The organism is Vibrio sp. 1249-1, from assembly GCF_033340495.1.
Window position 1 is genome coordinate 1 of record NZ_JAWOWJ010001138.1, and the last position, 527, is coordinate 527.

Below are 527 nucleotides of genomic sequence, written 5' to 3' on the forward strand. Positions count from 1 at the left end.
ATGGAAAGGCGTTAAACTGAGCAAAATCTTAAATGCTTCTGCTGAGCTCATGCCTTTTTTGTAGCAACGATCAGCGGTGAGCGCGTCATAAATGTCGACGATACAACTCATGCGACCATGAATCGGAATCTCGTCGCCCGATAGTCCGCGCGGATACCCCGTTCCATCAAGCTTTTCATGATGCATTAAACACACGTCTCGGCTGACATCGCTCAACCCTTTCACTTCAACGATGATCTCACCCGCGAAGACTTGGTGCAATTTCATGTGCTCAAACTCTTCTGGCGTTAAGCGCGCTGGCTTGTGAAGAATTTTATCGTCCACTTTGATTTTACCTACATCGTGAATGATGCCACCAATCGCCAATTGCTTGAGGGTATCTTTGTCTAAGCCTAAGTGTTTTCCGAACGAAACCAGCAGACAGGCGACGTTTACTGAGTGCTCGAGTAAATAAGAATCTTTCTGGCGCAATGCAGAAACACACTGCAAAGCGTCTGAATCAATAAATACACTTTCGATCATGTCAT

Annotated in this window: 1 protein-coding gene; it reads right to left on the reverse strand. The window is 45.7% G+C overall.

Annotated features, from left to right (window positions below):
• Nucleotides 1-527, reverse strand: a 527-nt coding sequence (locus R7Z50_RS30905; protein ID WP_318150201.1) for an HD-GYP domain-containing protein, incomplete at both ends; no start/stop codon positions are given.